The following is a 21,083-nucleotide window of genomic DNA, read 5'->3' as shown; positions in this document are numbered from 1 at the left end:
GCGTCGTTTTTTATGACTTTAGAAAGAAGCAGTGCAAGCGAGCTTTTTTTCCGTTACATTAATTGACCCATTCCTAGTTTTCATCAGTAGCTATGTTACTTGAAGGCATCGAGACTTTATTAGTTCTTAGTAAAGCGAAAACCATGAGCCGAACTGGCAGCTTACTGTATATCAGTCAATCAGCAGTCAGTAAGCGAATCGCCAATTTAGAAAAAAAACTCGGTAAAAAATTAATCGAACCTTCTGGCCGTTCAATCAAACTGACACCCGATGGACAGGCTCTGATTGACAACATAGGTCCTTCTTTTAATGAGCTGCGAGGTCTGATCTATGAACAACAAGCGTTGGAAGATACCTCCCTCATCAAACTCGATAGCTCAAAATCTTTGATTGCAGGATATCTAGGCAAGACCATTGGCGACTACATCAAAAGCGATCAGTACATTACAATCACGACCAACCACACACCTCGTATTGTAGAACATGTTCAATCAGGTAAAGCAACGCTGGGCCTCTGTGCGGGTTTACTACCAGCCCATCATGGATTGATGACCTTTCACTTATTTGATGAGCCTTTCGCTGTCGTAAACGATGCACCTTTAAAGCAATTACCCGACAAGATCATCACAAACGATTTAACCAATCCCGCCAACAGCTATCAACTCATCACGCTAGAAAAGCTCGGTATCAAGCCAATCATGGAAATGGATGCTTACACCGCTGCAGCCCAGCTGGCGTTAGGCGGAACAGCGCCAGCGTTGATCCCTCACTCAATCATTAAAGCGCTCAATATCCCCGACAAACATTGCTTTCATTTCAAACAATTACAACACCTAATTCGACCTATCCATATTTGCGTCAGACAGAGTGTGTATCAATCACCTCGGGTTAAAAAGCTGATAGCAACCATTGTTGATGCTGTTCCCAAAGCAGTTTAAATGCCATCGCCATCGACATCACGATCACTAGGGGACGGATCCATTTTTGGCCTTTGGTCACAACCACTTTCGCTCCCATACGAGCCCCAAAGAACCCACCGACCGCCATTACCAATCCTAATTCCCAGATCGGTAATCCTGCCAGCACAAAAAACAGTAATGCAGCGATGTTAGAAGTAAAGTTCAGCACCTTGGTGCGAGCGGTCGCATCGACCAACGAAAAATGCCCAATGGCAACAAAACACACAGTAAAAATGGAGCCTGTTCCTGGGCCGAAGAAGCCATCATAAAACCCAACCCCACCGCCTACGGACAAAGCAAACATCGCTTCTGACAGCTTGGCTTGCCCCGAGTGTGGTTTCGTTTTTGGCATCAGCAAAAAGTAAAGCGAGATAGCGACAAGAAGAATGGGAATAAGACTGGTCAGGGTACTTGCGTCAATATACTGCACCGCTTCCGCACCAATCGCTGAGCCAATGAAAGTACACAGAATGGCTAAGCGCATCTCTTTTATACTGACAATACCGTTGCGCACGAAATACCAGCTAGCAGAAAAACTCCCAAATGAGCTTTGCAACTTGTTTGTCGCTAAGGCTTGAGTCGGTGGAACCCCCGCCGCCAGTAGCGCAGGTAGCGTTAATAAACCACCGCCACCAGCCATAGCATCGATAAAGCCTGCAGCAGTAGCAACAAAGAAAAGTATGGTCAGTATTTCGAGGGAGATTTCCATAACTTATGTCTAAACAGCGAAACAATGGCCATAACCATAACACTGAGCTTTCCAGTCGGATAAGGAAAGCATCGACATTGACCTATTCCATTTTTTCATCATTCTAATACACCGCATAAAAAAGCCCGCTCAAAAGAGCGGGCAACGAGGTTGTCATATAGGCTCTGTTGCGAGCCTACTGGTTTTTATTGCGCTTCGTTCTGTGCCACTTTAGCGTGCAGCTCTTGAACTGAAGTCACTGACGTTTTAGCGTCAGCCGTATGTGCCATACACACTGCAAACGCTGCATTCAGTGTCGTTGTGTAGTTCACTTTCTCAGCCAATGCGCCACGACGTAGTACTTTTGAATCCTCAATCGCTTGACGACCTGCCGCGGTGTTGACGATGTAGGTGTACTCGTTGTTCTTGATACGGTCAAGAATATGTGGACGACCTTCGTGTACCTTGTTCACTAGACGCGGGTTGATACCTGCTTCGCCTAGGATAACTGCTGTACCGTGCGTTGCATCCAGTTGGTAACCAAGTTTAGTTAGCTTAGATGCCAGGTCTACCACACGCTGCTTGTCGCCTTCACGAACTGACAGCAGCGCACGACCACCTTCTGGGTAAACTGCGCCACAACCAAGTTCTGCTTTCGCGTAAGCTTCTGCAAACGTTGCACCTACACCCATTACCTCACCAGTAGAGCGCATTTCTGGACCTAACAGTGGGTCAACACCAGGGAACTTGTTGAACGGAAGTACTACTTCTTTCACTGAGTAGTAAGGAGGAATAATCTCTTTAGTAAAGCCCTGAGACTCTAGAGATTGACCCGCCATCACACGTGCAGCGATTTTCGCTAGTGGAGCACCTGTTGCTTTAGATACGAATGGTACGGTACGAGCAGCACGAGGGTTTACTTCGATTAGGTAAACTTCGTTTTCTTTAACAGCAAACTGAGTGTTCATCAGACCGCGTACACCAAGTTCGAAAGCGAGTTTCTCTACTTGCTCACGCATCTTATCCTGGATTTCCTGACTTAGCGTGTAAGCAGGGAGTGAACATGCCGAGTCACCAGAGTGAACACCCGCTTGCTCGATGTGCTCCATGATACCGCCGATAACGACGCGCTCACCGTCACAGATAGCATCGATATCAACTTCAGTGGCGTCGTCTAGGAAACGGTCGAGAAGCACTGGTGACTCGTTCGATACGCTCACCGCTTCGTTAAAGTAGCGACGTAGGTCTTGCTCGTCGTAGACGATTTCCATTGCGCGACCACCAAGTACGTATGAAGGACGCACAACCAACGGGAAGCCAATTTCTTTCGATTTCTCAACCGCTTGCTCGATTGTCGTTACTGTCGCGTTTTCTGGCTGTAGAAGACCTAGGCGGTCAACGGCAGCTTGGAAACGCTCGCGGTCTTCAGCGCGGTCGATGGCATCTGGGCTGGTACCAATGATTGGTACACCTGCCGCTTCTAGAGCTCGAGCCAGTTTAAGTGGAGTCTGACCACCGTACTGAACGATAACGCCTTTTGGCTTCTCGACACGTACGATTGAAAGCACGTCTTCAAGTGTGACTGGTTCGAAGTACAGACGATCTGACGTGTCATAGTCAGTAGAAACTGTCTCTGGGTTACAGTTAACCATGATAGTTTCGTAACCATCTTCACGTAGAGCTAGTGAAGCGTGTACACAACAGTAGTCAAATTCAATACCTTGGCCGATACGGTTTGGACCACCACCAAGAACCATGATCTTGTCTTTGTCTGTCGGCTGCGCTTCACACTCTTCATCATAAGATGAGTACATGTAAGCCGTATCAGAAGAGAACTCAGCCGCACAAGTATCAACGCGCTTGTACACTGGGTGAATGTCGTACTGGTCACGCAGGCGACGAATTTCGTTCTCAGAGACACCAAGAATTGAAGAGAGACGAGCATCAGAGAAACCTTTACGCTTCATCTTACGTAGCACATCTTCAGTCAAGCCAGCAAAACCGCCTGCCTTAACTTGGTTTTCCAGATTAACCAGTTCTTCAATCTGAACTAGGAACCAACGGTCAATTGCCGTTAGATTGAATACGCCATCGACTGACATACCAGCACGGAATGCGTCTGCGATGTACCAGATACGCTCAGCGCCAGCTTCTTTTAGTTCATGACGAATGGTTGTTAGTGCGTCAGGCGCATCCAGATCAACCATTTCGTCAAAACCGTTAGCACCAACTTCAAGGCCACGAAGCGCTTTTTGTAGAGATTCTTGTTGGTTACGGCCGATAGCCATAACCTCACCCACTGACTTCATCTGGGTTGTCAGACGGTCGTTAGCGCCGGCAAATTTCTCGAAGTTAAAGCGAGGGATCTTAGTTACTACGTAGTCGATTGTTGGTTCGAATGATGCCGGAGTCGCACCACCAGTGATGTCGTTTTGTAGCTCATCAAGAGTGAAGCCAACGGCCAGTTTCGCTGCAATCTTAGCGATTGGGAAACCTGTTGCTTTAGAAGCAAGAGCAGAAGAACGAGATACACGTGGGTTCATCTCGATGATAACCATACGGCCATCTTTCGGGTTAATACCAAACTGTACGTTTGAACCACCTGTCTCAACACCGATTTCGCGCAGTACCGCTAGAGATGCATTACGCATCAACTGGTACTCTTTGTCAGTCAGCGTTTGGGCTGGTGCCACTGTGATTGAGTCACCAGTGTGGATACCCATTGGGTCGAAGTTTTCGATAGAACATACGATGATACAGTTGTCCGCTTTGTCACGAACCACTTCCATTTCATACTCTTTCCAACCGATGAGTGATTCATCGATGAGAAGCTCGTTGGTTGGCGACAGGTCCAAACCACGACGACAGATCTCTTCGAATTCTTCTTTGTTGTAAGCGATACCACCACCAGTCCCCCCATAGTGAATGACGGACGGATGATACATGGGAAGCCGACCATATCGAGAACTTTGTAAGCTTCTTCCATCGTCTTAGCCGTATCCGCACGAGGACACTCAAGGCCGATAGACTTCATCGCTTTATCGAAACGAGAACGGTCTTCTGCTTTGTCGATAGCGTCAGCGGTTGCACCAATCATTTCTACGCCGAACTCTGCAAGTACGCCGTGCTTCTCAAGGTCTAGAGCACAGTTAAGTGCAGTCTGGCCACCCATAGTAGGTAGTACTGCATCAGGGCGCTCTTTCTCTATGATCTTGCGAACCACTTCCCACTGGATTGGTTCGATGTAAGTGGCATCCGCCATATCTGGGTCAGTCATGATGGTTGCAGGGTTAGAGTTTACAAGGATAACTCGATAACCCTCTTCGCGCAGTGCTTTACATGCTTGAGCACCAGAGTAGTCAAACTCACATGCCTGACCGATAACAATCGGGCCTGCACCTAGAATTAGAATACTTTTTAAGTCAGTACGTTTTGGCATTCTCTACTACTCCGAATTAAGCGCTGTGTTGTTTGATTAGTTCGATAAAGTGGTCAAATAATGGTGCTGCGTCGTGTGGACCAGGGCTTGCTTCAGGGTGACCTTGGAAGCTAAATGCTGGCTTATCTGTACGGTGGATACCTTGTAGAGATCCATCAAATAGTGACACGTGAGTTGCACGTAGGTTCTCAGGCAATGTTGCTTCATCAGCAGCAAAACCGTGGTTCTGAGAAGTAATCATCACAACATTACGATCTAGGTCTTTAACTGGGTGGTTAGCACCGTGGTGACCAAATTTCATCTTAACGGTTTGCGCACCAGACGCTAACGCAAGGATTTGGTGACCTAAACAGATACCAAAGATTGGCAAACCTTTATCCAAGAACACTTTGGTCGCTTCGATTGCGTAAGTACATGGTTCTGGGTCACCAGGGCCGTTCGATAGGAATACGCCATCTGGGTTTAGAGCCAATACTTCTTCTGCACTGGTTTCAGCAGGTACAACCGTTAGGCGGCAGCCTCGGTCAACCAGCATGCGCAGGATGTTACGTTTCGCTCCGAAGTCGTAGGCAACAACGTGATATGGCAACTCGCTGTCGTCTTGCGCTTCAGGAAGTCCACCCTCGAGCGTCCACGAACCTTGTTTCCATTGATACGCTTCTTTTGTAGTAACTTCTTTCGCAAGGTCCATACCTTTTAGGCCAGGGAATTCTTTTGCTTTAGCCAGCGCTAGAGCCTCGTCTAAGTTGTTACCCGCAACGATACAACCGTTTTGTGCGCCTTTTTCACGCAGAATGCGAGTCAGCTTGCGCGTATCAATATCAGCGATGCCAACGATGTTTTGCGATTTAAGGTAATCAGAAAGGGATTGTTCGTTACGAAAGTTAGAAGCGATGAGAGGAAGATCGCGAATCACAAGGCCTTGTGCATGAATGGAAGAGGATTCTTCGTCTTCGGAATTGGTTCCGGTATTGCCTATGTGAGGATAAGTAAGGGTGACGATTTGTTGGGAATAGGAAGGATCAGTGAGGATTTCTTGGTACCCCGTCATCGAGGTATTAAAAACAACTTCACCAACGGACGACCCATCTGCTCCAATGGAAACTCCGCGGAACACTGTCCCATCTTCTAGGACTAACAGTGCTGATTTACTCAAGACAACCTCCAGAATAAAAATGCAAAAATAATAAATTAAACTGCAAACTTGCCTTCCTTCACGCAATAAAAACGCGTTCTCAGGTTATTTAGACAAATTGGCGGTATTCTAATGAGGCGATAAAGAAGTGTCAACAGAGACACGAAAATAAATTTAATATTTAGAGCAGTTAAAACCAAAAATGTTTTTAGATGGCTAAAATATACAGTTTAGTCCCACTAACAAGGAGATAAGGTGAACGATTTCTGAAATGGAGTATTTTCAACATATCTGAGATCACAGTTTTTATTATCACCTTAGCGCAAACGTTGAACAACACACAGTTACCATAACTTTTAAGCAACTAAGCAAAAATCAACACACAAACAACCAAAAACGACAGTAAACTTAGATGCAGATATCATACATCAACTTGTTTATTGGATTACTAATTTAAACCAGATACAAAAAGCGCCGGGCAAGCCCAGCGCATAATTATTTACTTTCAGTTTCTAGCTTCACTTTAATACTAAGATGCAGGATAATTCCCTTCAAACTAAAGCTCGTTTAGACCCAATACATCGGTCATAGTGTAAAAACCCGCTGGCTTCTCATTAAGCCAAACTGCTGCCTTAATTGCACCATTAGCGAAAGTCATGCGATCTGTAGCTTTATGGGTCACTTCCACACGTTCGCCAATATCAGCAAACATGGCTGTATGCTCACCAATGATGTCACCAGCGCGGATGGTCGCGAAGCCAATTTCATCTTTAGTACGCTCACCTGTGATACCTTCACGAGCGTAGACCGCCACATCACTTAGCTTATTCCCCATCGCATCAGCAATCGCTTCTCCCATACCAATTGCAGTACCTGATGGCGCATCTACTTTATGACGATGGTGTGCTTCTACAATTTCAATATCGCAATAATCGCCCATTACCTTGGCGGCTTTTTCGAGGAGCTTAAAAACTAGGTTTACTCCCACAGAGTAGTTAGGCGCCATGACCACAGGTACATGCCGAGCAAATGCGTCAATTTGTTCACGTTCTTGCTCGGTAAAGCCTGTCGTACCAATAATAATACCCTTTGCGTGTTGCTTACATAACTCAAGGTTAGCAAGGGTGCTTGAAGGGGCAGTAAAGTCGACTATCACATCAAAGTTATTAATATCTTTTGCCAAATTATCGGTCACTACAATGTCAAACTTTCCTTCACCACACAGCTCCCCAATATCTACGCCGACTAAAGATGACTCTGGTCTCTCGGAGCCTGCACCTACTTGAGCCTGTTGGTTCAAGTAAGTGGCTTTAACTAAGTTTCGGCCCATACGACCAGCAGCTCCTGCAATTGCAATACGTACCATTGCACCTCTCCATTATTATCATTAAATGTGCTTAGTAGATTAAAACTACCAACATTAACCATTGCTGGCTAGATCCGGATGATCTTTCATCACAAAATTTTTATCAAAACGAACGACACTTACCTACCTCTGTGCAAATTCGTTCATCACTCGATGTAAAATGGGTATGTTAGCTTCCGGGAATGCATAGTGAGTAAGCTCAGTTATTGGTACCCAAACGCCTTGTTGACCTTCTTTACCATACGGAGTGTTCTCGAATCTGGTCACACTAATGAAATCAAACTTGAGCGACTTTTCTGGGTAGTCATATTCAAGATGTTCGAATAGACTCTGCTCTGTCACCTTAATACCGACTTCTTCTTCGAGTTCCCGAACAATAGCGTCTTCTATGGTTTCACCTAACTCCACTTTACCACCAGGAAACTCCCAGAAGCCCCCCTTATGTTTATCATCTGGCCGTTTGGTGATAAAGACTTGTGACTTATCTTGATTGAAGATGATTGCTGCTACGATGTGAATTCTTTTCATATGATAATGTTCCTAAATAAAACGCTTAGATAATCTAGTCAGTATCGCGTCATCCTCAAGAAGGAGGAACGACTGAATTGGGGAGCTCATACCACAACAATCCTAAGCCAAATTATCAGCGAGATTCCCTACGACGCTCATTCTTCGCTATAGGGAATGACGACTTTTCTTCTTAATATCGAGATAACTAATTAAATTCGCATATAAAAAGAGCCGCTTAAGCGACTCTTTACTTTTCATGTACGATTTCAAATTAGCTATTAATTTGACCGTGACATTGCTTGTACTTCTTACCGCTACCACATGGGCATGGCTCATTTCGGCCAACTTTGCGTTCTTCACGAACCGTTGGCTGATGTGCACCATCATGGTTTTCTTCGTCGGAAAGTTGATTTTCAGCAGATGCATGCTGAGCTTGAGCACGACGAGCCGCTTCTTCTGCTTGGGCACGGCGCTGCGCTTCCATACGCTCAACTTCTTCCTGCTGTTGAACTCGCACTTTAGACAGTATGGTAATGACGTCTGATTTAAGCGCATCTAGAAGACCTTCAAACAACTCAAACGACTCACGTTTGTACTCTTGCTTCGGGTTTTTCTGAGCATAACCACGTAGGTGGATACCTTGACGCAAGTGATCCATTGCCGCCAAATGCTCTTTCCAAAGCGTATCCAGCGTTTGTAGCATAACGGATTTTTCAAAGTTACGTAGAACCTGCTCACCCACCACCGCTTCTTTCTCTTTATAAACGGCAACAGAAGTTTCAAGGATCTTCTCACGTAACGCTTCTTCGTATAACTTATCGTCTTCTTCAAGCCACTGTTTGACCGGCGCATCCAAATCAAAATCGTTCTTCAGACGCTCTTGAAGGCCTTCTACATCCCACATATCTTCCAGAGATTGTGGTGGAATGTATTCGTCGATAATAGCACTGATCACATCAGCTCGATTTTGCTCAATCATTTCACTGATGTCTTCAATACTCATCAGTTCATCACGAAGCTCATAAACCACTTTACGCTGATCGTTCGCCACATCATCGTATTCAAGTAGCTGTTTACGAATGTCGAAGTTACGACCTTCGACTTTACGTTGCGCTTTTTCAATGGAGCGAGATAGCATCTTAGATTCAATCGCCTCACCTTCTTCCATACCACTTTGGATAAGACTAGCCATGCGATCTGAGGTGAAGATACGTAATAGGGAGTCTTCCATCGATAAATAGAAACGCGAAGAACCTGCATCTCCCTGACGACCCGAACGACCTCGTAGCTGGTTATCAATACGACGGGACTCGTGACGTTCAGTACCAATGATGTGCAGACCGCCAGCTTCAAGAACTTTGTCGTGTACTTCTTTCCACTCTGCTTTAATCGTTTCGATTTGCTCTTGTGTTGGATTCTGCATTGAATCCACTTTCGCCTGCCAGCTTCCGCCTAACACAATATCAGTACCACGACCAGCCATGTTAGTGGCGATTGTCACCGCGCCAGGGGTTCCTGCTTCAGCAACAATTTCTGCTTCACGTTCGTGAAATTTTGCATTCAAAACGTTATGTTTGATCTTCGCTTTTTTCAGCGCATTAGACAGCAGTTCAGACTTTTCAATAGAAACTGTACCTACTAGAGAAGGCTGACCTTTAGCAACGCGCTCTTTAATATCTTCAATAATCGCATTGAATTTGTCTGCTTCAGTACGATAAACCACATCCGGCATATCGTTACGAATCATGGGTTTGTTGGTTGGGATCACAACCGTTTCTAGGCCATAAATAGACTGAAATTCAAACGCTTCAGTATCCGCAGTACCCGTCATACCTGATAACTTTTCGTATAAACGGAAGAAATTCTGGAATGTAATAGATGCGAGCGTTTGGTTTTCGTTCTGGATCTTCACACCTTCTTTGGCTTCAACAGCTTGGTGAAGACCTTCAGACCAACGACGGCCAGGCATTGTACGGCCAGTATGTTCATCAACGATCACCACCTCGCCATCTTCATTGACGATGTAGTCTACGTTCTTTTCAAACAGAACATGGGCACGCAGAGCCGCATTAACGTGATGCAACAGGCTAATGTTCGCCGGAGAGTAAAGTGTATCTCCTTCTTCCATTAAGCCATTCTTGATCATCAGTTCTTCAACAAACTCCTGACCCGTCTCTGTCAGATGGACCTGCTTCGATTTTTCATCGACGGTGTAATGGCCATCACCACGATACTCTTCTGAATCTTCCTGATCTTGTTTCTGAAGATTTGGAATAAGTGTGTTAATACGCGTGTACAGTTCAGAACTATCTTCTGCAGGACCAGAGATGATCAATGGCGTACGTGCTTCATCAATAAGAATCGAATCTACTTCATCCACTACTGCAAAGAACCGAGCACGTTGAACGCGGTCTTCGGGACGGAAGGCCATGTTGTCACGCAGGTAGTCAAAACCAAACTCATTGTTGGTTCCGTATAGAATATCCGCTAAGTAAGCTTGTTTCTTTTCTTGTGGAGGCATATTTGGCACATTGACGCCAACGGTCATCCCAAGAAATTCGAAGAGAGGACGGTTTGTTTCTGCATCACGCTTTGCTAGGTAGTCGTTGACGGTAACAACGTGCACACCCTTTCCTGCAAGAGCATTAAGATAAGCAGGTAATGTCGCTGTCAGTGTTTTACCTTCACCGGTGCGCATTTCAGCAATCTGACCAGCATTCAGTACCATACCACCAATAAGCTGGACGTCGAAGTGACGCATACCATAAACACGCTTTGATGCTTCACGTACTGTCGCAAACGCTTCTGGCAGCAGTTTATCTAAGGTTTCACCCTGTTCAAGACGCTGGCGGAACTCAACCGTTTTGGCTTTCAATTCTTCATCAGAAAGCGCTTCGAAGGTTGGTTCATAGTTATTAATTTCTTTTTACAATTTTTCTAAGGCGACGTAACGTGCGGTCGTTGCGACTGCCAATTACTTTTGTCAGTAGCTTAGTTATCATTTGCTATGCATCTCTCTTTACTTAGATCGGGCCCGATCTACATTCTGTGCCTTCAGTCTCTAACAGTTTTGAACTAAGAATACTGAGATAAATCACTTTACTCAGATATTGTGATGAGAACTATAGATTTCAAGGCTTAAGTGGCGGTTAGTTTAAGGAATTTTGCCTCTAACGACCAATAACAAGGTGATTTGTTTGAAGCATTCTTTATTTTTGTTCGTTATATGATGGATGTTTATCCTCTGAGATTAAAATATGCCCAGTAAACCGAATAAATTTATTTATTGGACCTAAAGATTTAAATTGATCGGCAAGATCTTTTGAACCGTTGGCAGATCTTTGCCATGCGGCAAACGACAAAAACAAAAAAACCAGGCTTTCGCCTGGTTTTTCAAATTTTTTGCTTTTTACGCTACAACCATGCTTGGTTGCGCGAAAGCGACTGGTGAAACTGCTTCTTCTTCAAACGTTACCCACTCCCACGCTTCTTGATCTGCTAGAACAGAACGTAATAGTTGGTTGTTTAAACCATGGCCAGATTTAAACGCACGGAACTCACCAATGATTGGGTGGCCACACATGTAAAGGTCACCAATAGCATCCAATACTTTATGAGTGACAAATTCGTTTTCGAATCGCAGACCTTCTTCATTAAGAATACGGTATTCGTCTAATACGATGGCACAATCAAAGCTTCCACCTAAACATAGGTTTTGAGATTGTAAGTATTCAATGTCGCGCATAAAACCGAAGGTGCGTGCACGAGATATATCTTTGACAAAGCCTTGTGATGAAAAATCAAACAATAAATGTTGTTCATCTGATTCAATTGCTGGGTGGTTGAACTCAATCTCGAAATCCATACGGAAACCATTGAAAGGTACAAACTCTGCCCATTTATCGTCATCTTCAAAGCGCACAGGTTTCTTGATACGAATAAAACGCTTAGGTGCGTTCTGTTCTTCAATACCAGCTTGTTGCAGCAAAAACACAAAAGGACTGGCACTGCCATCCATGATTGGAATCTCTGGCGCATCAACCTCAACGATAATATTATCGATGCCCATACCTGCAAGTGCAGCATTTAAGTGTTCAACTGTTGAAATGCGTACGCCTTCGTCATTAACCAAAGCGGTACAAAGCATGGTATCACGAACTGATTCTGGATCTGCTGGAAAATCGACAGGTGGATTAACATCTGTACGACGGTAGATAATACCTGTGTTTGCAGCCGCTGGGCGAAGAGTAAGTGTCACTTTGCGACCAGAGTGGAGTCCCACACCAGTTGTTTTCACTATTTCTTTCAGAGTACGTTGTCTGATCATCTGCTTGCCTCAGTACTAATTGCTACAAAACGCGGTCAATGAGTAATATTGACCGCGAATCGTACCATAATTTTGAACAGTGTCAAATTATGACTTAATTTTAGTCAGCCTGACGACGTAAGAATGCTGGAATATCAAGATAACCAGTGTCCTTATCAGCTTTAGGGGCGGCACTTTGTTGACCAGCACCTGAGCTCGAAGGAGCAGAACTTGTCGGCTGAGGAGTCACCTGAGGTTTCTCTTGCAAACTTGGTGCCGGTTTTTCTTCCACTTTATTGACAGCTGGCTGCTGAGTAGGTGCAGCTGGTTGTGTTTGTGGTTGTGCGACAGAAGAAACTTTCGTTTTTCCACCGGCCACCAAAGTGATATCAGGCTTTTTCTCTGTGCCAATACCAGTAGCAACAACAGTTACGCGAATTTCATCAGCCATATCAGGATCTAACGAAGTACCAATAACAACTGTAGCATTATCTGAAGCAAATGCTTTAACCGTGTTACCCACTGTTTCAAACTCATCCAGACGCATATCAAGACCAGCTGTAATGTTAACAAGAACACCACGAGCACCAGCGAGATCGATATCTTCCAGAAGTGGACTTGAGATAGCCATCTCAGCCGCTTCTTCAGCACGATCTTCACCTTTGGCAACGCCGCTACCCATCATCGCATGACCCATTTCCGACATCACAGTTCGAACATCTGCAAAGTCGACGTTAATCATGCCCGGACGAGTAATAAGTTCTGCAATACCTTGTACTGCATTCTTAAGTACGTCATTCGCGCTAGCAAAAGCTTCAAGTAGAGTGATGCCACGGCCCAAGACTTTGAGTAGCTTTTCGTTTGGAATTGTAATTAATGAGTCTACATGTTTAGACAGCTCTTCAATTCCTTGCTCAGCAAAAGCCAAACGCTTTTTGCCTTCAAAGCTAAATGGCTTAGTGACAACAGCGACAGTAAGAATACCCAGCTCTTTTGCGACTTCTGCAATCACTGGAGCAGCTCCTGTACCTGTACCGCCACCCATGCCAGCTGCGATAAATACCATATCGGCACCATCGAGCTCTTCTTTAATTCTATCTCGATCTTCGAGAGCAGCGTCACGCCCAACCTGAGGGTTAGCGCCTGCACCCAGACCTTTGGTCATGTCACCACCAATCTGGATTACGCTATTCACGCTTGTTTTACGAAGCGCTTGCGCATCAGTGTTGATGCTAATGAACTCCACGCCTTCGATGGATTCACGTACCATGTGTTCAACGGCATTACCACCACCGCCACCAACCCCAACGACTTTAATTACTGCGTCGTCAGACATTTCCATCATCGGTTCAAACATGTGTTATCTCCGTTTATCCTGCTGCTCAGGTTAAAATTCTTTTTGTATCCAGTTACGCAAGCGTCCAAATAATGTCGTTACAGATTGGCGTTTCGGCTCATTGTATTCTGCATCGTCATTGATTTGGCTGTCTCTTGCATAATGAAGTAAACCCACCGCCGTCGAGTGATACGGCTCTTTTACATAATCTGTTAGCCCACTAACCTCAAGAGGCTTGCCGACTCGCACTTGATTGCGGAATACGCGTTCCGCACACTCTACCAACCCTTCAATCTGTGCAGCACCACCAGTCAGTACCACACCAGCTGCAAGGTGATGTTTAATCCCTTCTTCACGCAGCTTCTCCTGAACAGTATCGATAGTTTGGTTAACCAATCCCATCAACTCAGTATAACGAGGTTCAATCACCTCAGACAAAGTTTGTCTTTGTAAACTGCGCGATGGTCGACCTCCCACACTAGGAACGTTAACCGTGTCATCCTTGCTGACCAGCTCACTGAGAGCACAGCCATATTTCACTTTTATTTCTTCAGCATCACTGACTGGCGTACCAAAAGCAAAGGCAATATCGCTTGTTACAGCATTGCCTGCATAGGAAAAGACTTCCGTATGCCTCAGGGCACCACCAGTCCAAATCGATACATCCATAGTGCCAGCACCGATATCGACAACGCAAACACCCAGTTCACGTTCATCTTCAGTGATCACAGCATTACTCGCTGCTAAACCAGAATAAACCAGATGCTCAACTTTCAAACCGCAACGTTCAACAGCTTTGATAATGTTTCTTGCCATGTCATTGTGGCAGGAGATCAAATGCACGCTCACTTCCATCCTTACTCCTGATAAACCTAGCGGATTTTTAATCCCTTCTTGGTAATCAATCGTAAATTCTTGTGGAATTACATGCAGAATGCGCTGTTCGTCACCTATTTTGATAGATTTAGCAGTATGAATCGCACGGTCCATATCTTCTTGAGAAACTTCTTCGTCAGAAATAGTTCCCATGCCTTTTTCTATACGGCTAGCAATATGTCTACCAGAGATAGAAATAAATACATGACTGATTTGGCATTCGGCCATCAGTTCAGCTTGATCAACCGCTCTCTGGACAGACTTCACAACGGATTCAAGATCGTTGACGCCACCCTTGTCCATTCCGCGCGATGGACTACTACCTGCACCGATTATGTTTATCTGACCATCAGGCAGTACTTCTCCAACCAGAGCCGATACGGTTGCAGTACCTATATCAAGACCAACAATAATGTTGTCATCAGCGGTCTTAGTCATCTGTGCTCTCTTGTTCTAAATCTTGCTCAGGGAACCACCCAACGGAAGCTCCCGTATCATACCTGAGGTCAATATAACTGACTCTTTGGGAGTCACTACCTAAGTTTTTGTACAAAGAGAGGAATCTTTCCACCCTCTCTTCTAAAGATTCTTTACCTAGTTCTAGCCTGATACCGTTATCAAGGATAATCTGCCATGCACGGCGTTCATTCAGTAATAACGAAGAGATTTTTAGGTTTAATACTGCAAATTGAGGATTGATTTGTTGCCATATATCCAAGACTTCTTGGTTCGTGCCTATGGGGCCATAGAGCTTAACTCGCTCTTCCTCTAACTTGCCAATATCTCCATTAAATACCAACCCCCGACTATTGAGCAGCTCATTACCATTCCAGATAGCGACCGCTTTATACTCGGTCAGAAAAACTTTTACAGTATCTGGCCACTGTTTACGAATCGATGCATGCGAAACCCAAGGAATAGCCTCAACCGTATCCTGAAGTACTTTCACATCTTGTGACATAAAAGTACCGACATGCTGTAACCTAGCGAACGCGCGCTGAACGTCGAGAGGGGAAACGTATTTCAAATCCCCCTCTAAAACGATGTGAGATAAAGGTAGACGCTTATCATCCCACATCCAAGATAACGTGGCATAAAGGGTAGACCCTATCAACATCAAAACCACCAGCAAAAATGCACCGCCAAAGGTGTGCTTTTTCACTCGTGGTGAGTCAGTAAAACGACGGCCTTCATTCACAGCACTTTCAATCAAGTCCGCTGTCCCTACTATCAGTTCGCAACTCTAATCCCTATCTCATTTTTCGTAAAAAAGGCAAAAGCAATTACTTTAACCTTCGGATTATACTGGCGTCATTGAAAGTATCAAACACTGAAATTGAGAAATCGCACTTTAATTGCATTAATTAATCGAATTAATCGAAATCTCATATTTAAATCATGCCATTTGCATCTTATCGATACTTAATTCAAAAGCAGCTAGCTGCTTGGCTACTTTGCCAATATCTCCAGCACCTTGCGTTAGTACCAAGTCACCATCTTGCAAAACATTCGCTAAAACAGAGGGTAAAGTGTAACTATCTGAGACAAAAATGGGGTCAATTTTACCTCTACTACGAATAGTGCGGCATAAGTCACGACTGTCAGCTCCAGCAATTGGTTTCTCACCGGCAGAGTAAACGTCGAGCATCAAAAGAACATCGACTTGCTCTAGCACATTAGCAAAATCATCGTACAAATCCCGCGTTCGACTATAACGATGGGGTTGAAAGATCATCACCAAACGCTTGTCTTGCCAGCCATTGCGAGCAGCATGAATTGTGACATCTACTTCGGTCGGGTGATGACCATAGTCATCCACCAACATAGCGCTGCCATTGCCTGTATCAAACTCGCCAAGGTGTTCAAAGCGGCGTCCTGTTCCTTGCGTTCCGGCCATAGCACGTAAGATAGCTTTATCGTCTATATCATCTTCCGTCGCAACGGCAATCGCCGCAGAAGCATTAAGTGCATTGTGGCGGCCAGGAATATTCAGTGTAATATCCAGATTTACACGCCCTTTACGCACCACGGTAAATTGTCCCTGCTGGCCTTCCTGGCGGTAGTTTTCAATACGAACATCTGCGTCTTCAGAAAAGCCATAAGTGATGACTTGTCGACTCATTCTCGGGATCAAATCTCGAACTACCGGATCATCAATACACACAATCGCTTGCCCATAAAAAGGCAAATTGTGAAGAAAATCGATGAATGTTTGCTTTAGAGTTTCAAAGTCTCCGCCGTAGGTATCCATATGATCGGCTTCGATATTGGTTACGATACTCACCATAGGTTGAAGATGAAGAAAAGACGCATCGCTTTCGTCCGCTTCAGCGATTAGGATACGACTCGAACCAAGACGTGCATTCGTGCCAGCGCTCTTAACTAAGCCCCCGTTGACAAAGGTAGGATCGAGGCCTGCTTCAGAATAAATTTGAGTAACCAGTGCAGTCGTCGTGGTTTTACCATGAGTACCAGCCACGGCAATACCGTGACGGAAACGCATAAGTTCCGCCAACATTTCCGCACGGCGCACAACAGGTATCCGCGCTGTTCTTGCTGCTTTAATCTCAGGATTTTCTTCATTGATAGCGGTCGAGACAACGACAACACTTGCTTGCTGAACGTTATCTTCAGTATGACCAATAAAAATCGTCGCACCTTTTTTAGCAAGTCGCTCAGTGACAGGGTTTTCAGCTAAGTCAGAACCAGTAATTTGATAACCTTCATTGAGGAGAACCTCAGCGATCCCACTCATTCCTGCGCCACCGATACCGATAAAATGAATACATTTGACACGGCGCATTTCTGGTACCATGGCTCGAATTTGCGCTAAATCTTGGGTATGTTGAATTGTCATGAATATTTCTCTTTAATTCGCGAGCGCAATGATAGCTTCAGCGACTTTGGTATCGGCATCTAACTTGGCAGCAGTTCGGGCACTTTGTGCCATCTCAAGTAGCTTCGTGCGATCCAACTGGTGAATTTGTTCAGTTAATTTTTCGATGGTGAGGTCAGGTTGCTCAATCATTTTTGCTGCACCACATTCAACTAAGTGATCGGCGTTCAATGCTTGCTGCCTGTCTTTGTGCATAAATGGAATAAACACAGCGCCGACTCCAGCAGCCGACACTTCGGAAACCGTCAGAGCTCCCGAGCGACACACTAACAAATCTGCCCATGCATAAGCTTGTGCAACATCATCAATGAATTCTATTGCCTGAGCATTTTCAACATTAAAAGCTTGGTATGCCGCAGACACTTCTAAGTGATTATTTCTACCTGCCTGATGGCGAATTTCATACTTAGAGCCTAACCTAGACATGACTTCCGGCATTGTAGTATTGAGGATTTTCGCGCCTTGGCTCCCACCCATCACTAGGATACGGATTTTCCCATCGCGCTCCATCATTCTCTGTTGTGGGCAGGGCAATGCTACCACATCCTCGCGAACAGGATTACCGACCACCTCAGCATTTGGGAAAGCCCCTGGAAATGCTTGAAAAACCTTAGATGCAATGCGCGATAGCCACTGGTTAGTGAGTCCTGCCACCGCATTTTGCTCATGCAGAATAACCGGTATTCCTAATATCTTAGCCGCAATACCACCTGGACCGCTAACGTATCCGCCCATTCCAAGCACAGCATCAGGCTGCCATCGTTGCATATGTTTCTTTGCTTGCAGTATAGCATTCGCAATTTGAAAAGGCGCTTTGATAAGTCTACTCAGTCCCTGACCACGTAATCCTTTGACTTTAATAAAGTCAATATCAATACCGTGCTTAGGTACCAGTTCCGCTTCCATACGATCGGCCGTTCCAAGCCAACGAATTTCCCATCCTTGCTGCTGAAGCTTCTTCGCGACAGCCAATCCAGGAAAAACGTGACCACCAGTGCCTCCGGCCATCACCATTAATCGTTTATTCTCTTTCATTTTCTTCTTTCTGTTGCTGCTCGCTATGCAATGCGATCAATCGACATTCATGATCTATACGGAGCAATATCGCGACGGCTGTCGACATTATAATCAGACTGGAACCACCGTAACTAATCAAGGGTAACGTCAGGCCTTTCGTTGGTACCATACCAGCCGCAGCGCCAACATTAACCAAAGTCTGAAAAGCGAACCAAATTCCGATTCCAAACGCTAAGTAACCTCCAAACAATAAATCGTGTTCAAAGGCTTTACGGCCTATCAGAATCGCTTTAACCACCAGACTAAAAATCAGCATTAAAACCAGTACTACACCAACAAAACCCAATTCTTCAGCTAGTACTGCAAATACAAAATCTGTGTGTGCTTCTGGCAAATACTCTAACTTCTGAATCGAATTACCCAGCCCCTGACCAAACCATTCACCTCGACCAAACGCCATCAGTGACTGAGTTAGCTGGTAACCACTACCAAACGGATCTTCCCAAGGATCAAGAAATGACGTCACACGACGCATTCGATAAGGCTCGACTAAAATAAGTCCAACAACAGAGACAATCCCTACGACCATCAGTGCCAAAAACTGAGTGAGCTTTGCCCCAGCAATAAAAAGCATACCAAACAAGGTAACAAGCATTACAATGACAGTACCAAGATCCGGTTGAAGCAACAGCAAACTTGCAAGGGTGCCAAACACTATAATGGGTTTGATAAAACCACCAAAAAAGCTGGATCGAACTTCTTCGTGTTTGCGGACTAAGTAATCGGACATATAGATAAACAGAGACAGCTTGGCAATCTCAGCTGGTTGAAGGTTAAACAGCCCCAGGGGTATCCAGCGGGAAGCACCATTAACCGATTTACCCGCCACGAGTACAACCACTAACAGAAAGAAAGATAGCCCAAGCAACACAGAACTGTACTGAGACCATTTTCTCAGCGGCACCTGCAAAATGACGCTAGCTGTAGACAATGCCAGTAGCAAAAAGACAGCATGGCGAAACATAAAATGGAACGGTTGATCTGTTAAACGTGAGCTGATCGGGAATGAGGCTGAAGTCACCATCACTAAACCAGTTAACATCAAACCTAAAGAGATCCACACCAATTGACGGTCAAAAAGGCCTCTGGAGACGAGGTTGTCATCCACAGTTTGGTAGTCGAAAATAAGTGTCTTATCTGCATTCCAGTCGGTTCAATTAAGCATATTGCTTAGCGAGGGCAGCAAAAGCCTCACCACGTGCCATAAAATTCTTAAACTGATCAAAGCTCGCACATGCAGGAGACAACATAACCATATCTCCTGGCTCGACCTGTAAGCTGACCCATTTTACAATCTCTTCAAGAGTCTCAAATCGTTTGGCGTCTGGATGTAACGGCAGAAACTTATCGCCGTCAGCTCCAAAACAACATAGCTGAACGTTCAATGGACTCAATACTGACGCTAATTCAGAAAAATCCGCCCCTTTTCCGTCACCACCGACTAACAAATACAGTCTGCCAGAGAGAGTTAAACCGGAAAGTGCTGCCAATGTACTTGCTAAGTTGGTAGCTTTGGAATCGTTGACCCACTTAACACCCTGATTATCCATGACTACCTGACATCGATGTGTCAGGCCGCTGTAAGTCCTAAGTGCATCTATTCCGAGAGAAATAGCAATACCGGCTTGTTCGAGTAAGGCAAAGACAACTAATGCATTAGCTAAATTGTGTCTTCCCACTAGGTTAAGCTCATCAGACGCCAATATTTTTACATTTTGGTGACACAAGTACTCTCTTCCATCCACGACTTTGATATGGAACTCGCAATTTTTTTCTAGGCTAAATTCGACGAGAGGGGCATGATCCTTGTCTGGATAGGTAGCGAGATCATCTGCATTGACAATACATGCCTGAGCATTATCAAAAATGCGAAGTTTAGCCTGACGATAGTCTTCCATACCGTCATAGCGATCCATATGATCCTCAGACAGATTTAAGAAGGCCGCCGCTTTAAGACTTAGGCTAGATGTTGTTTCCAACTGAAAACTGGATAACTCAAGCACATACAATTCGGCTTCTTGCTCAAGCAAGTCCAACGCAGGTACACCAATATTACCGCCAATGGCAGTTTTTACTCCCGCGGCATTGGCGACCACACCCGTCAAATCGGTCACAGTGCTCTTACCGTTTGAGCCTGTTATTGCCAAAACTGGCTTATCTACCTGCCAAGCGAACAGCTCTATATCACCAACTACGCGAATATTAGAGTCTATAGCATGTTGAATTTCTGGATTGGTCAGCGCAATACCAGGATTGGCGACGATCAAATCGGCTGCCATCAACCAGTCCAAGTTCCAACCACCAGAATGAAGTTCAACTCCCTCAGGTAGCGCTTCACTACCCGGTGGGTTATCGCGTGTATCGATGACGCGAATGGTTAAATAGTAAGGTAATTTTACCAAGTATTTAACAACCGAGAGCCCAGTAATACCGAGCCCCACAACGACAACACTCTCTATGTTCTGCCAACGATCCATAGTCAAATTCTGATTTCC

Annotated in this window: 13 protein-coding genes and 2 pseudogenes; 1 reads left to right on the top strand and 14 read right to left on the bottom strand. The window is 45.0% G+C overall.

The window, feature by feature from the left end:
• Nucleotides 1–92 precede the first annotated feature (92 nt).
• Nucleotides 93–938, top strand: a complete 846-nt coding sequence (locus KW548_05050) for a LysR family transcriptional regulator (GenBank protein ID QXX07392.1) — start codon at nucleotides 93–95, stop codon at nucleotides 936–938.
• Here the strand turns inward: KW548_05050 and KW548_05045 are convergent.
• The 14 genes and pseudogenes from KW548_05045 to murD form a co-directional block, all read right to left on the bottom strand.
• Nucleotides 889–1,668, bottom strand: a complete 780-nt coding sequence (locus KW548_05045; protein QXX07391.1) for a TSUP family transporter — start codon at nucleotides 1,666–1,668, stop codon at nucleotides 889–891. The genes KW548_05050 and KW548_05045 overlap by 50 nt on opposite strands.
• 185 nt (nucleotides 1,669–1,853) lie before the next feature.
• Nucleotides 1,854–5,086, bottom strand: a pseudogene (gene carB, locus KW548_05040) (carbamoyl-phosphate synthase large subunit).
• Between the two features lie 16 nt (nucleotides 5,087–5,102).
• Nucleotides 5,103–6,242 carry a glutamine-hydrolyzing carbamoyl-phosphate synthase small subunit gene (gene carA / locus KW548_05035; GenBank protein QXX07390.1) on the bottom strand — a complete coding sequence of 380 codons (1,140 nt, stop codon included), beginning with the start codon at nucleotides 6,240–6,242 and terminating at the stop codon, nucleotides 5,103–5,105.
• Between the two features lie 535 nt (nucleotides 6,243–6,777).
• Nucleotides 6,778–7,587, bottom strand: coding sequence for a 4-hydroxy-tetrahydrodipicolinate reductase (gene dapB, locus KW548_05030; protein ID QXX07389.1), 810 nt, complete (start codon nucleotides 7,585–7,587; stop codon nucleotides 6,778–6,780).
• A gap of 123 nt (nucleotides 7,588–7,710) precedes the next feature.
• On the bottom strand, nucleotides 7,711–8,115 hold the full coding sequence (gene mutT / locus KW548_05025) for an 8-oxo-dGTP diphosphatase MutT (protein ID QXX07388.1): 405 nt from the start codon (nucleotides 8,113–8,115) through the stop codon (nucleotides 7,711–7,713).
• 253 nt (nucleotides 8,116–8,368) lie between these two features.
• Nucleotides 8,369–11,099: pseudogene (gene secA, locus KW548_05020) on the bottom strand (preprotein translocase subunit SecA).
• Between the two features lie 407 nt (nucleotides 11,100–11,506).
• The gene (gene lpxC, locus KW548_05015; GenBank protein ID QXX07387.1) at nucleotides 11,507–12,424 is read right to left on the bottom strand and encodes a UDP-3-O-acyl-N-acetylglucosamine deacetylase; all 918 of its coding nucleotides are present in this window, start codon (nucleotides 12,422–12,424) and stop codon (nucleotides 11,507–11,509) included.
• Nucleotides 12,425–12,524: 100 nt separating this feature from the next.
• A complete protein-coding gene (ftsZ, locus tag KW548_05010; protein ID QXX07386.1) occupies nucleotides 12,525–13,760 on the bottom strand; it encodes a cell division protein FtsZ in 1,236 nt (411 codons plus the stop codon).
• A 30-nt stretch (nucleotides 13,761–13,790) separates the two neighbouring features.
• Nucleotides 13,791–15,053 carry a cell division protein FtsA gene (gene ftsA / locus KW548_05005; protein QXX07385.1) on the bottom strand — a complete coding sequence of 421 codons (1,263 nt, stop codon included), beginning with the start codon at nucleotides 15,051–15,053 and terminating at the stop codon, nucleotides 13,791–13,793.
• Nucleotides 15,046–15,828: a cell division protein FtsQ/DivIB gene (locus tag KW548_05000; GenBank protein QXX07384.1), complete on the bottom strand. Its 783-nt coding sequence runs from the start codon at nucleotides 15,826–15,828 to the stop codon at nucleotides 15,046–15,048. The genes ftsA and KW548_05000 overlap by 8 nt, the downstream gene beginning before the upstream one ends.
• A gap of 183 nt (nucleotides 15,829–16,011) precedes the next feature.
• Nucleotides 16,012–17,472: a UDP-N-acetylmuramate--L-alanine ligase gene (gene murC, locus KW548_04995; GenBank protein QXX07383.1), complete on the bottom strand. Its 1,461-nt coding sequence runs from the start codon at nucleotides 17,470–17,472 to the stop codon at nucleotides 16,012–16,014.
• A gap of 12 nt (nucleotides 17,473–17,484) precedes the next feature.
• A complete protein-coding gene (murG, locus tag KW548_04990; protein QXX07382.1) occupies nucleotides 17,485–18,546 on the bottom strand; it encodes an undecaprenyldiphospho-muramoylpentapeptide beta-N-acetylglucosaminyltransferase in 1,062 nt (353 codons plus the stop codon).
• Nucleotides 18,533–19,696, bottom strand: coding sequence for a cell division protein FtsW (gene ftsW, locus KW548_04985; GenBank protein ID QXX07381.1), 1,164 nt, complete (start codon nucleotides 19,694–19,696; stop codon nucleotides 18,533–18,535). The genes murG and ftsW overlap by 14 nt, the downstream gene beginning before the upstream one ends.
• Nucleotides 19,697–19,745: 49 nt before the next feature.
• Nucleotides 19,746–21,065 carry a UDP-N-acetylmuramoyl-L-alanine--D-glutamate ligase gene (gene murD, locus KW548_04980; protein QXX07380.1) on the bottom strand — a complete coding sequence of 440 codons (1,320 nt, stop codon included), beginning with the start codon at nucleotides 21,063–21,065 and terminating at the stop codon, nucleotides 19,746–19,748.
• Nucleotides 21,066–21,083: the final 18 nt, after the last annotated feature.

The organism is Vibrio neptunius (genome assembly GCA_019339365.1).
Taxonomy (GTDB): Bacteria; Pseudomonadota; Gammaproteobacteria; order Enterobacterales; family Vibrionaceae; genus Vibrio; species Vibrio neptunius.
The sequence above is the reverse complement of the archived record's forward strand: the minus strand, read 5'-3'. Positions and strand labels throughout refer to the sequence as shown.